At 61.8% G+C, this 13,216-nt stretch carries 11 protein-coding genes; 9 read left to right on the top strand and 2 right to left on the bottom strand.

Annotated features, from left to right (window positions below; all coding sequences use genetic code 11):
- Window positions 1-8 precede the first annotated feature (8 nt).
- Both ACO06F_RS09520 and hemP read right to left on the bottom strand, forming a co-directional pair.
- Window positions 9-923 carry a heme/hemin ABC transporter substrate-binding protein gene (locus ACO06F_RS09520; RefSeq protein ID WP_421696443.1) on the bottom strand — a complete coding sequence of 305 codons (915 nt, stop codon included), beginning with the start codon at window positions 921-923 and terminating at the stop codon, window positions 9-11.
- Between the two features lie 11 nt (window positions 924-934).
- Window positions 935-1,123 carry a hemin uptake protein HemP gene (gene hemP / locus ACO06F_RS09515; protein WP_421696442.1) on the bottom strand — a complete coding sequence of 63 codons (189 nt, stop codon included), beginning with the start codon at window positions 1,121-1,123 and terminating at the stop codon, window positions 935-937.
- A gap of 214 nt (window positions 1,124-1,337) precedes the next feature.
- Here hemP and ACO06F_RS09510 point away from each other — a divergent pair, with 214 nt between their 5' ends.
- The 9 genes from ACO06F_RS09510 (at window position 1,338) to ACO06F_RS09470 (ending at window position 13,201) form a co-directional block, all read left to right on the top strand.
- Window positions 1,338-3,338, top strand: coding sequence for a TonB-dependent hemoglobin/transferrin/lactoferrin family receptor (locus tag ACO06F_RS09510; protein WP_421696441.1), 2,001 nt, complete (start codon window positions 1,338-1,340; stop codon window positions 3,336-3,338).
- A gap of 15 nt (window positions 3,339-3,353) precedes the next feature.
- On the top strand, window positions 3,354-4,007 hold the full coding sequence (locus ACO06F_RS09505; RefSeq protein ID WP_421696440.1) for a MotA/TolQ/ExbB proton channel family protein: 654 nt from the start codon (window positions 3,354-3,356) through the stop codon (window positions 4,005-4,007).
- Entirely contained in the window at window positions 4,004-4,438 is a 435-nt protein-coding gene (locus ACO06F_RS09500; RefSeq protein ID WP_421696439.1) for an ExbD/TolR family protein, read from the top strand. Before ACO06F_RS09505 ends, ACO06F_RS09500 begins: the two co-directional genes overlap by 4 nt.
- Entirely contained in the window at window positions 4,435-5,229 is a 795-nt protein-coding gene (locus ACO06F_RS09495) for a TonB family protein (RefSeq protein ID WP_421696438.1), read from the top strand. The genes ACO06F_RS09500 and ACO06F_RS09495 overlap by 4 nt, the downstream gene beginning before the upstream one ends.
- A gap of 17 nt (window positions 5,230-5,246) precedes the next feature.
- Window positions 5,247-5,582, top strand: coding sequence for an antibiotic biosynthesis monooxygenase family protein (locus ACO06F_RS09490; protein ID WP_421696654.1), 336 nt, complete (start codon window positions 5,247-5,249; stop codon window positions 5,580-5,582).
- Window positions 5,579-6,091, top strand: coding sequence for a heme utilization cystosolic carrier protein HutX (gene hutX, locus ACO06F_RS09485; protein WP_421696437.1), 513 nt, complete (start codon window positions 5,579-5,581; stop codon window positions 6,089-6,091). Before ACO06F_RS09490 ends, hutX begins: the two co-directional genes overlap by 4 nt.
- 100 nt (window positions 6,092-6,191) lie before the next feature.
- Window positions 6,192-9,629, top strand: coding sequence for an IPT/TIG domain-containing protein (locus tag ACO06F_RS09480; RefSeq protein ID WP_421696436.1), 3,438 nt, complete (start codon window positions 6,192-6,194; stop codon window positions 9,627-9,629).
- Window positions 9,630-10,029: 400 nt separating this feature from the next.
- Entirely contained in the window at window positions 10,030-12,195 is a 2,166-nt protein-coding gene (locus ACO06F_RS09475) for an inverse autotransporter beta domain-containing protein (protein ID WP_421696435.1), read from the top strand.
- Complete coding sequence (locus ACO06F_RS09470) at window positions 12,185-13,201, top strand: hypothetical protein (RefSeq protein WP_421696434.1); 1,017 nt, start codon at window positions 12,185-12,187, stop codon at window positions 13,199-13,201. The genes ACO06F_RS09475 and ACO06F_RS09470 overlap by 11 nt, the downstream gene beginning before the upstream one ends.
- Window positions 13,202-13,216 lie beyond the last annotated feature (15 nt).

Genomic DNA, 13,216 nt, shown 5'->3' with positions numbered 1-13,216 from the left:
CGCCGGGGTCACGGCGTGGCGGGCGTGTGGAGGAAGTCCGCGAGGTCTCCCGCCGCCGCGATGGTGCGCGGGCCGAACCCCAGGAGCGACGCGCCATCAAAGGCCCGGATCGCCCCGTGAAGGACAGCGGGCGAGGATGCAAGCGGTGCATAGTCCAGAATGGCCTGACGGTCCGGCGCGATCCCTGCGCCGCTCATCGTCACGATGGCATCCGGCGGATCGGCCAGCAGCGTCTCGGGCGAGAGTGGCTTATATCCCGACATGGCGGCGGCAACATTGCTGCCGCCCGCCATGGCGATCACCGAATCCGCCCCCGTATGCGATCCTCCCGCAATCAGGCGGCCATCGGAAAAGCTCAGGATGAAAAGCACCTTGGGTTTCGGTCCCGAAAGGCTGCGGACCTTGGCGGCCAATGCCTCCGCCCTGTGCCTGCAATCTTCCGCCAATGCGGCCGCCGCTGTGTCCGAATCAAGCAGGGTGCCGATCAACGCGATCTTCTGGAGGATGCCGTCAACTGTCGGAACATGGGGTATCAGGGCAAAGGCAAGGCCGGACTGGCGGAGTGTGTCAATGACCTCAGGGGGACCCGCATCGCTCGTGGCGCAGATCAGGTCTGGCGTTTGCGACAGAACCCCCTCCGCTGAAAGTGCGCGCAGATAGCCAACGTCAGGAAGGCCCTTTACGCCATCAATGCCGGCACTCGTGGAATCGATCGCCACGATGCGGCGCGCCTGATGCAGATCGACGATGATCTCCGTGACCGAGCTCCCGATCGACACGATACGGGCGGCACCGTTGACGCTGACGGTTCCGCCCGCAGCATCGGTGATTCGTCCCGCCTGGGCCGGAAGAGAGAGAGCAGCGGTGGCGAGGCTGCAGGAGAGCAACTTGCGGCGTGAAAGCCGCAACGGTGACATGCGCATATCCGCCCCCATCACTTATTCAGAATGAGGCCGCCGGTGCGGGTGATGCGCAGCCGGTAATTGGAGCCCTGGTGGGAGATCACGATCTCCTTCTGGCCCTTGAACAGAACGTCGCTTGAATAAATGGGCGTGCCGGACTCGCCGGTGCCGTCATCGAAATGATGCGCGGCAGCGCCCATCTCACCCTGCTTCGTAAACATGTCGGACTCCATTGCCAGGGAACATGGCAATCAGCTAGTTCCGAACAAAATCAATTGTTTAGTCGTATGCGATTTAGTAGTTGACTAATTAAGTCGGAATTGAGTAAGTGTCAAGCATCCTTCGCGGGTCAACAGCCGCGAAGGTCACCGCCAGCCCCTGCGCGCATGCGTGGAGCCAGCCCCAATCCGTCACATATCGTCCTTGGGGGGCACCATGCGTCTTTCCACCATCACCGCCATTCTGCTGTGCGGCACTGCCGTCATCGCAATGTCGCCGCCGGCAATCGCTGAAGATGACACCGAGACCGAACTCGATCTCATCACCGTCACGGTCAACAAGGTCCGCCAGGCGCTGATCGATGTCGTCGGCGGTGTCAGCGTCGCCACGCAGGAAGATGTTCAGCAGTATCAGGAAGACACGGTGCGCGACGTGCTGGCGCCGATGCCAGGTGTTTCAACCGAGCAGAATGCGGACGATCCGGCCGTCGCCATCAATGTGCGCGGCCTTCAGGACTTCGGCCGCGTCGCGGTCACGATCGATGGCGCCCGGCAGAATTTCCAGCGCAGCGGCCACAATGCCAATGGCATGTTCTACTTCGACCCCGAGATGATGAAACAGGTGACGGTCATCCGGGGGCCCATCGCCAATATCTATGGCTCGGGCGCCATCGGCGGCGTGGTCGCTTTCGAAACGCTCGACGCGCTCTCCTTCCTGCGCGCGGATGAGAATTCGGCCATCCAGCAGAAGGTGAGCTACAACACCAATTCCAACGGCATCCTCAGCAGCACCACGGGCGCCCAGCGCTTCGGCGAGTATGGTGGAGTCCTTGGCAATTTCATCTATCGCAATTCAGACGATTATTCGGATGGCAACGGCAATGTCGTGCCCCACAGCGGCCAGGACATTCTCGCAGGCCTCGTCAAGGGCACGCTGACACCTGCCGACGGTCACCGGCTCGATGTGAGTTACATCGTCAACAATGACAGTTTCGAAAATGGCCTGACGACGCTCTATGACAATGACGTCACGGCGCAGACGCTCTCCGGCAAGTATAATTGGGACGGCGGCGGCAATCCGTGGTTCGACCTCACGGTCGATGGCTACTGGACCTCAACCGAACAGAATCAGGAGCGCGACAGCGGCTCCCTGCTGGGCACCAGCCAGAACTTCCGGATCGACACCTATGGTACGGATGCTTACAACAACTCGCGCTTCACCACCGGCAATCTGGCCCATGTGCTGACCATCGGTGGAGACATCTTCGAGGACATTGTGAACGTGAAGGATCCGGCAGGCACGGCGGATCTCTACACGCCGTCGGGCAAACGTATCGTGGGCGGCGCCTTCATCCAGGACCAGGTGGCGGTAACGCCGTGGCTGGATGTGCTCGCCGCCGGCCGCTTCGATGCCTACCGGCTGGAAGGCGGCGGGACGGACAGCAGCGGCTCGCATTTCTCGCCCAAGGCGACCGTGGTGCTGAAGCCATTCCAAGATCCGGCCTGGAGCGGGGTGAACTTCTACGGCACCGTGGCCCAGGGTTATCGTGCACCGGCCATCACCGAAACGCTGGTGGATGGCATTCATCCGCCGCCGGCCGTGTTCACCTTCCTGCCCAATCCGGATTTGAAGCCGGAAACGGCAACGACCGTCGAAGGTGGCATCAACTCGGCTTTCAGCAATGTGCTGCGCAGCAGCGATACGCTGAACGTCCGCCTCGGCGTGTTCAACAATGACGTGAAGGACTATATCGGTGGCGTCTATGACCCCGTCCTTGGCGTCTACCAGTATCAGAACATTTCCGAAGCGCGGCTGTGGGGCATCGAAGGTGAAATCAACTATGACTCAGGGCTGGTCTTCGCCAGCATGGCAGGAAGCGCCATCCGCGGCGAAAATCTGACGGACAACGAACCGCTCGAAACCGTTCCGCCCGCCAAGCTCGTTTCCACACTGGGCTTCCGCCTGCTGGATGAAAGGGCCGTGATCGGCGCCCGCTGGTTTGCGGTCGCCGCCCAGGACCGCGTGCCCGCGGGCGCTCCCACGAGCGAGGCCTTCAATGTGGTGAACCTGTTCTCATCCTTCGCCTTCTCGGAGGATATCAGCGCTGGCTTCAACGTCGACAATATCTTCGACGAGCAATACACGGTCTATCTCGATTCTCTTCCCTCGCCGGGCCGGAGCGTGCTGTTCACCATCACCGGAAGGCTGGGCGGCTGAGCCGCCCGCAGTCCCATGCATCCCTCCGCTCTCGACATGACGGGTTATCTGGCGCTGTTCTGGCGGGCCGACGTGGTGGTGAAGTCCGTCATGTCCGGCCTGCTCCTCGCATCGCTTCTCTCCTGGGCGATCATCATCGAGAAGACCGTGTCGCTGGCCTGGAGCGCCCGTGCTGACCGCCGTTTCATCCGCCGTTATCGCGCCGGCACGACAGAGGAGGTGACAAAAAGTACAGCGGCCCGGCTGTTTCACGAGATGTCGGCGGAGGCGGGCGGATTGGCCTGGACTCCGCTGTTGCGGGATTGCGTGGAGGCGCGCCTCAGGCTGTTTCTCTCCCAGATTCAACGCCAGCGCCGGGCCGGCCTGCCGTTTCTCGCGACGCTCGCCTCGTCCGGCCCCTTCGTGGGCCTGTTCGGAACCGTGTGGGGCATCATGGCGAGCTTCACGGCGATTGCCGAGAGCCAGAACACCAGCCTCGCTGTCGTGGCGCCCGGCATTGCGGAGGCTCTCCTCGCAACCGGGGTTGGCCTGTTCGCGGCCATACCGGCAGCGGTGTTCTATAACCGGTTGACGGTCGGCGTGAACATCTCGGTCGCCATGCTCGATGAGCTGGGCCAGGAGATCATGATCCGCCTGATGCGCGAGATGGCCGGGGGTCCGCGCGTATGAACCCCGGACGCAGCGGCCTCTTCCACGGCGAGGATCTCAACAGCGAAATCAACGTCACGCCTTTCGTGGATGTGGCGCTGGTGCTGCTCATCATCTTCATGGTGGCGGCACCGATGATGACGGTGGGCATTCCCGTGGATCTGCCGCGCGCGGCCCTGTCCGAACTGCCGCGCGAGCAGGAAAAACCCATCGATATCTTCATCGACAAGGATGGCGGACTGTTTCTGGGCGATCAGCCCGTCTCCAACGGCATGCTCGCCCCCGCCCTTGCGATCCTTCCGCCGGAAAGCAAGGCACAGCGCGTGCGCATCCGTGCTGACAAGGAAGCGCGCTACGAATTCGTGATGGCGGTATTCGAAACACTGACGGTGCAAGGCTATTCCCACATTGGCCTGGTGGCCATGCCCAAGCCGGAACAGGCCGTGCCATGACCTTCTGGAGAGGGCTTCCGGCCTCGATCATCGTCCATGCCGCCGCTGCAACGATCGTGTTTGCCAGCATCGCGGAGGGCGAACATGTGATTGAGGATGTGGCCTCAATGCCGACCGAACTCATCCTCGAGATCGACAGCAGCCCCGTCCTCGAACGGCCGGCGGTGGAGGAGGATGCATCCGCGAAGGAACCGGCGGAGGTTCCTGCTCCGCCACTGTCACCTCCACCATTGGAACAAAGGCCTGTGGTTCAGCCGCAGCCCGCCGTCGAGACACCGGAAGTGACGGCCGCCCTGGGTGCCGAGCCGGTGGTTGTGCCCCCGCCCGTGGAAAAGATCGAGAAATTTCCACCGAACCTGCAGCAGCCCCTGCCCAAGGCCGAGAAGCCCGCGCCGAAGCGTGAGCGCGCCGTCACCCTTCGCAAGAAGAGCGTCAAGCAGAAGGCAGCACTTGCCGCCGGCAAGGGTTCCGACGGAAAGATCCGCACAACCGATGGGAAGGCGCTCGAACAAAGCTACAAGAGCAAGATCCTGGCGCGTCTGCGCAGCGCCAAGCGCTATCCCGATGCCGCCCGCAGAAAGGGCCTCGAAGGCACCGCCGTTCTGTCCTTCACCATTGATGCCGCGGGCCGCCTGACCGCCGCCCGCATCAGCACCCGCTCAGGCGCACCTGCAATCGATGATGCGGCACTCGCCATGGCGCGCAATGCCGCACCATTTCCGCCCTTTCCGCCGGGTCTGGCGCGCCAGCAGATGACATTCCGCGTTCCCGTTCAATTCGCCATCGACTGAAAGAGGAGAAAGACATGATCTTCATCGCAATGAACCGCTTCAAAGTGGACAAGGAAAATGCTCCGGCATTTGAGAACATGTGGCAGCAGCGCGAAAGCTATCTTGACCGGATGGCGGGCTTCGTCTCGTTCCACCTGCTGCGCGGCCCGGAGCGGGAAGACCATGTCCTCTATTCGTCTCACACCGTCTGGTCGAGCCGTGAGGATTTCGAAGCCTGGACGCGCTCTGAGGAATTCCGCAAGGCCCATGCCCGCGCCGGAGACAGATCGGAGCGCATGTTCATGGGGCATCCGCAATTCGAGGGCTTCGAAGCCGTCCAGACCATCACCGCAGGGGGCCGTGAAGCCGCATGACGGATGCCACCTCGCCCCCGCTCGGCGAACGGATTGCAGCGGCTCTGGCCCACAAGCCTGATGGCGTTCTGGAGGCCGTCGCGGCCTCCGCCGGTGCCAGTCTTCTGCAGGTGCTGAAGAGCATCCCCGCCCATGAGGTGCGCTTCCTGCCAGCAAGCGCCTTCGAAAACCTGTGGCAGAAGATCTCCAGCTGGGGAGAGGTGCTGATGATCGTGCACACGCCCGATATTGTTCTGGAGTGCACCGGCGCCTTGCCGTCCGGAACGTTTGGACATGGCTATTTCAACATCCACGGAGAGAGCCCGATCGGCGGTCACATCAAGGCTTCGAACTGTGCGGCGATTGCGCTGGTTGATAGGCAATTCCACGGCCGCAAATCCTGCTCGCTGCAGTTCCTTAACGCCGCGGGAGAGGCCATGTTCAAGGTCTTCGTCAGGAGGGACGCCGCGCGCCAGCTGGATGCCACGCAGCTCGCAGAGTTCGAGAAACTGTGGCGTGAGGAGGTCTGAGCAATCCGCACCCGGCGTGAATTGAATTGCCGCCTCGAATAAATCATGCAATGTTTTCCCGCAGAGATGGTTCATCACAGCTTCTGAGGAGTGCTGTTGCATGGTTTCCGTTGACAAGATCAGGCCACGCCGCGGCTGGCCGGGCACCATCGTTACCATCAAGGGATCGGGCTTCTCCCCCAACCGGGACGAGAACCTTGTGAGTTTTGGAAACGAGCCTGCCCTCATCATCACCGCTGAACCAGAAACGCTCGTCGTCCTGGTGAACGAGAATGCAAAAGGCGGCAAGACCGTCGTCGATGTCAGCGGCGCCTCCTCGGCCACGGGCGGAGAGTTCGAGATCCTGCCCTATCCGGCAGCGGATGATCACCTGCTGGCAGGTCCGCCGCGCTTCTTCCATGGGCCGCAGTCCGGCACACCCAAGACCAACGTCACCGACCAGGGAGTCCTCATTCTCTTCTGCGCCTCTCCGGGAGCACCGCCCACCGAACTGAGACGGACCAATGAAATTGCCACGATAGAGAGAGCACTCCTCTATTGGCGCGAGTCGTCATTCGGCTCCACCACCTGGAAGCCCAACTACAGCGACTGGCTCACGCTGCCTCACGACCACGGCTTCTATTACTGGACCAATGCCGATATCGACCGCACGCGGCAGAGCCTGCTGTTCGTCTCCGCGCGAACCATGACCTTTGATGGCACGACCATCACCAACGGATCGGGCAACGGGTGGATTCCCATCGGCCATCCCAGGCCACTCTCATGGGCATATAATCCAGGCTATGCGGGGGATGGTTCCAAGACTCTCTGCCTCCGGCGCTCCGGCAATCTGCTCTTCGCTGGCACCATGAACGGCACGCTCATTGCCTATGACGTCACCAATCCTTTGGCCGCCGTCGAGCTGGGCCGCCTCAGCACCGGAACATTTCCCATCTGGGACGTTGACATCATGCCCACGCAGTCCCGCGCTGTCATTGCCGCGGGCCAGGCCGGAACCAACCTGATCGATATCGCAAACCCTGCTGCGATGAAGCTCGTGAGCGGCCCGCTGAGTGCGGCCACCGGCGCGTTCCGCACGCGCGTCGCCGTCAATGGATCCGACTTCTTTTCCAATGCGGGAACGGTCCTGAGGATGGATCGTCTCGCTCCTTCGGGCGGCCTCACGCGAATCGTGGATACCGATATCGGCGGCTGGATCACCGATCTCGCGCTTGCAGGCAACCTCCTGTTTGTCACGACCTATGGCCGGGGGCTTCAGATTTTCCAGATCTCCGCTGCGGGCGCCGTGCTGCTCAGCAGCTGGGGGCCTGGCCGCCGCATTGCCGCGGTAAAATTCAGTAACGGCCGCGCCTACCTGGCCGCCTATGGCGATGGCGTCATCGTGGTTGACTGCAGCAATCCGGCTGCCCCGGCGCTGCTGGGGGAGCATAAGCTGCCGCTTCCAGTCTATGATCTGGAGGTACGCAACGTCGAAGTCATCGTTGCTGCGGGAAATTCAGCCGTCTGGTCGGTTGATGCAAGCGATCCTGCCGCCATGCACATTCTGGGCGATCACCTGCCGTCGCCGTTCGAACCGTCTCTGCCGGAATATCAGGATGCGCTGGATCTTGCCCTGAATTCCAATGGGCAAGCCAAGAACCGCAACCGTGTGGCGATCGATGCGCTCAATGCCTTTATGGCAAAGACCGGCACACCGCTGTCCGCGCTGGAAGCAGACTATGAAGGCTTCATCACCGTACATGACGGCCAGGTGCGGGGCTGGAGCACACTGTCACCCGACCCTGCCTTCCGGGATGGCGGGGATGTGATCGCATTTGCCGCAAGCAAGGGCCTCATCACGCTGCCGGCCGGAAGCCTGTGGACGACTTATTCCCATGAAATGGCCCACTGGCTCGGCATGGGGGACATTTATCGTGAAGAGCTTGCCGATGGGTCGGTGATCCAGGGCACCGCCCAGAACTGGTGCCTCAGCGGAGATGACAGCAGGGGCGCGCTGCTCTGTGGGCATTGGATCAGTGACACGTTCAAATGGTACCGTTCGGACACCACGGCGGACAGCAATGTCCTGAACCTCACCTGGTCCGTGACGGGCCAGCATGACGATGTTCACGAAGTCGCCGCACATGGCCTGAACCAAGACAATGTGCCGAACCGCTATCACCTGATCCGGCTCACGGCTTCTTCGGGGCTTAGCTACTTTGTCGAAGTGCGTCAGCAGATGCCCCCGGGTCTCACCTTCGATCAGAATCTCCCTCTTGACGCAGGCCGCAATGGTTGCGTGCTGGTGACCCGCGTCAACGAGCGGAATTCGCCCTCCAACACATTCGAGCGTGACGTTCAGCTGGTGGGCATCTTGGCGCCGGGGGAGGAGGTGGTGGACCCGGCGCGCAATCTCATCATCTCCGTTGATCGTGAAGTCCAGTCCGACCCGCTGGTCTACGCCGTGAGGGTGCGCTGGAACCAGGCGATTCCAGGCGATCCAAACGGCACCTTTGATCTCACCATCACGCCATGGAACACCAAGACCTGGGAGTCGCCCGATATCTGGGTGGAGTCGCCCTTCAACAACAATGGGCCAGCGCCCGTCTACGAATTCCACGAAGGCTCTGACACCTCGCGCCCCATTCTCAGCGGGGACCGTCCGCGCGTCAAACGCAACAACACGATCTTCGCGCGCATTCGCAACACCGGTCCGCAGACTGTCGATGAAGCGTGGGTTGCCTGCTACATCACCTCGCCGCCCGGCATTGGCGACAATGGCAACTGGCAGCTGCTCGACACCAAGAAAGTGACGGATATCGGGGGCTTTGGCGAGAAGCTTGTAACCTTTGACTGGACGCCCAGCATCGGCAAGCACTCCTGCATATCGATCGCGATTCAGCCCAAGATTGGCGAAATTAATACGGAGAACAACCGCGCCCAGGAGAACATTGCGGTCTTCGATTCAGGCTCCGCGTCCTCGCATGAGCCTGTGGTGCTCGAGGCAGAAGTGCGCTCGCCTTATGTGGTGATGAAGAAGATCGATGTTCTGATCTGCGGCCTTCCCAAGGGCTGGCATGCAGTGATCGACAAGGAATGGGTCTGGCTGCAGCAGAAGGGTGCGTCCGCCGTCCGGGCCGTTATCTATAACGACATCAACTCACCCTCCGGCCGTTATGAGGATATTCCGCGCTTGGCCTTCCCGCGCGTTGAAGGCTGGACGAAGCGGCATGACCGTTACGAGCCGATTGGTGGAATTCTGGCCCCGGTGCGGGCCGTAAAGAAGGTCACGTTCCGCCTCAAGCTTGAGGCTGGCGGAGGCAGCATTTACGTCTGGGGTTCGCTGCTGCCCGCCGTGCCGAATGTCACGATCGCGGTGGAGTTCACCCATGAGTCGGGAGAGCAATTCCTGCGCCATGGCGTCACCGGGGCGTCCGGCAGTTTCTCCGCCAATGCCACCTCGATCAGACGCGGCAAATACAGTGTCCAGGCCTTCACATGCGGCGGTGCGGGCGCGGTGGAAACCGAATCGGACATTCTCATCGCTGAAGTGGACTGAGCACGTGATGGTGCCGTCTCCGCGTCGAGAACGCTGACGGCGGCGTCAATGCGGGCCATCATGGGCCTGCCGGCGGCATTCTCAGCCGGGGTGACCTGTGCCTGTGCAGGCCCGGGCAAGCTTGCGCTGTCAGAAATGCCAGCTTGTTCAGTCATCCAGGTTGCCGAATATGCTTGTGCAGCGTGTGATTGCGGCCCTGCTGCTTACCTCAGCAACTATGGCCACAATATTGCTCGCCACCGAATGCGCTCGCTATCTGCGAGTGCAAAGTGCTGCCCAGACGGAACCACTGCCCAACGGCCATGTCACGATACTCCAAAAGCAACCCCCCACGCAGCCCTTGCCGAACAGTTTGGTTAAGGAAGCTCTGAAGTCACGAGGGGCCGAACGGACGGCAGCCATGGCCCCACGCCGCGGACGGCATGTCCTGCGCCGTCCCGGAAAGATCGCCCCAGGCCTGGCAGAGGGCGCAGCCTTTGCGCCAGCCGAGCTCACTGCTGATGTCGGGGCTGCTGCGGACACGCGGGCCGCGTTCTTCGCCTCCGGCACCATGTCCCCTGCCGCAGACCCTGTGGAAGACCTAGCGCCGGTGCCCGAATGGGTAGACCGGGATACGCCCCCTAATACTTCCTCGGCAACAATCGACGGCAGAACGGTTCGCTCGGCCGTGGCGGGCAGCGTCCTCGGCGCCCTGGCGCAAAAGACCAGGCCTTCGCAGTTACTGGGCGATGGCCGCGGGGGCTCGCTCCTCGGCTCCACCATGGACGGCTTCTGGGGCATGGGCCAGCAGGCCGCCATGCGCTTCATTGTCGAAGGCGAGGCGCCTGACAGCCGCGAAATCAAGAGACAGGCCGTTCAGATCGTTGCCGCCGCCGCCAACCAGGAGCTAGCGGGCCTCATCGGGAATGCGACCCAATATGGCCAGGACAACGGCATAAAGTTCCTGCGCAATCTCGAGGTCAAGGCTGAGTGGTTTCCAGGCTGGCGCCCCAGTCTCGAAGCCAGAACAATCGATTCGCTGTTCGAGTCAGAGGCACTCGATCACACCGTCTTCTTGGAAGCAGCCGTTCGCTCGGATTCTGAGGACACCACCATCAATGCCGGTCTCGGCTATCGCTACCTCGTGCCCGGCAGCGATTGGATGCTGGGCATCAACGCCTTTTATGACCAGCAGTTTCCGATCGGTCATCAGCGCATGAGCCTCGGCGTCGAGGCCTCGACATCGGATTTCACCGTCTTCGGAAACCGCTACGTCGCGCTCAGCGGCTGGGCCAAGGAGAACGCGAACTTCGAAGAGAAGCCCTTATCGGGCTGGGACGCCGGCATTGCCGGCGCGCTTCCCAGAATGGAAGATCTCAGAGTGTCCCTGTCCGCCTTTCACTGGGACCAGGAAACCGGCCAGGACAAAACCGGCCTCAAATTCACGGCGGATTATGACGTGAGCCCCGCCTTGCAGCTGGGAACGACCTTGGCTGGAGATGACGCAGGCGATTTCATTGCGGGCCTGCGGCTGACATATCAGCTTGGTGCCGATAACTTCGGTGGCGGCGGCGCAGGCAGCGCTTGGGGACCGGAGAGCAACCGCCGCCTCGCCTTCGTCAACCGCGAGAACGTCATTCTGACGGAAGAACGCGAGATACCGAACGACTATACCATCCAGTTCCTCGCCAGCGGCGTGAACACATCGAACCAGAATGCTCTCGCCTTTGAACTGGCAGGGGCGCCTTCATCCGCCAGCTACAGCTATGAGATTTCCAGTTCCGGTGGAGGCGCGCCGGTGACGGGAACGGGGCTCGTCCGGGCCGCGCCGCAAGTGATCCCGGGCATTGACGTTTCGGGCCTGACCGACGGAATCCTCACCCTTACGCTTCGCGTGGTCTCGAATCAGGGCGCTGTTGGCCCCGAGGTGACCACGCAGATATCGAAGTCCACGTCAGAAGTGACTGTCACCATCTCGCCACTAACAACTGGCACCGCCGCCACCAGCCCCATACCGTTCCAGATCGTTTTCAGCACTGCGGTGACGGGGTTTGATCTTTCCGATCTTGTGGTGGCCAACGGCACGGCCACCAACCTGCAGACAGCCGACAATGTTACCTGGACGGTCGATATCACCCCCACAGGCCAGGGTTCTGTCGAGCTTGAGGTTCCAGCCGCGGTCGCGACCGGGGGCGACAATCCCAATGCGGCATCGAACCGGCCAAGTGTCGTCTATGACAGCGAACCGCCCTCTGGCTACAGCGCGTCCTTCCTGTTCAGCCCCATCGCCTCCGCGATCTTCGAGATCGGCGCCGGAGAGACCGGAGCGTCTTACAGCTTCACCATCGTGAGCTCGGGCGGCGGTACGCCCGTCACCGGAACCGGAACAATCAGCTCTCCCCAGCAGCAGGTCACCGGGCTTGATCTCTCGGGCCTTGGCGATGGAACGCTGACTCTCTCCCTCACGCTGTCGGATGCCGCCGGCAATGCAGGAAGCGCCGTCACAGCCACAATGGCAAAGGATGCATCTCCACCCACAATTGTTGCCCTAATCCCTCCAGCAAACGGAAACTACGATGAACTCTAGTTATAGAGGCTTGCGCCGTGCCTTGTGCCTCCTCGTCTCCGTTTGCGTTCTGAATGCAACGGCCTCGGCCGCCACACTCAACTTCACGCTTCAGATGAGCGAGCCTGTTCTGGTGACAGGCACACCCCGCATTGCCCTCGACGTCGGCGGGGTCACGCGCTATGCCGGCTATACGGCAGGGTCCGGAACCAATTCGCTCACCTTCAGCTATGCCGTTCAGGCACGGGATTTTGATGCCAATGGCATTTCAGTCGCGTCGTCGCTCGATCCCAACGGCGGAAGTCTGCAGGACAATTTGGGGAACGCCGCCACGAACCTGAACTTCACCGCACCCGACACGTCAGGCATCAAGATTCAAACCTACCGCACGACGTTCACCACGGTTCCCATCACCAGCGCCAATGCCACTGCCGTGGGCTTCACTATCACCAAGGCGCCGCAAGGGGGCAGCTACAGCTACACGATGTCGAGCAGCGGCGGCGCGGGTTCCGTCACCGGCAGCGGCACCATCAACAGCAACAGCGAATCAATCACGGGTGTCGATGTCTCAAGCCTTCCGCCTGGAACGCTGACCCTTTCCGTCACCGTATCCGTCAGCGGCCAGGGCACCGGTGCTGCGCGCCAGGATACGGCCGTTCTCGATAATTTGCCCCCCACTGGCTACACCACCTCCTTCATCAGCAGCTATGTTAACCTGGCCAATCATACATCCGCCGGCATCCAGATTGCCGGCGGCGAGAATGGAGCGGGCTTCAGCTACACCATCAGCAGCTCGGGCGGCGGCACGCCCGTCAGCGGAACCGGCACCATCAGCACCGATCCGCAGCAGATCACCGGTCTCGATCTTTCGGGCCTTGCCGATGGCACGCTCACAGTCTCAACGGCTCTCACGGACACGCTCAACAATGCGGGCAGCGCTGTCACCGCAACGGTCACGAAGGATACTGTGGCGCCCACCATCGTCTCCGTCACGCCGCCGCCGGACGGAACCTATGATGATCTCTGAGAAAGCGGTCAGCCG

Origin of the sequence: Aestuariivirga sp., assembly GCF_965227715.1 — a bacterium.
Classification (GTDB): Bacteria; Pseudomonadota; Alphaproteobacteria; order Rhizobiales; family Aestuariivirgaceae; genus Aestuariivirga.
Note: the sequence above shows the minus strand (reverse complement) of the source record. Positions and strands in the feature narration are given on the sequence as shown.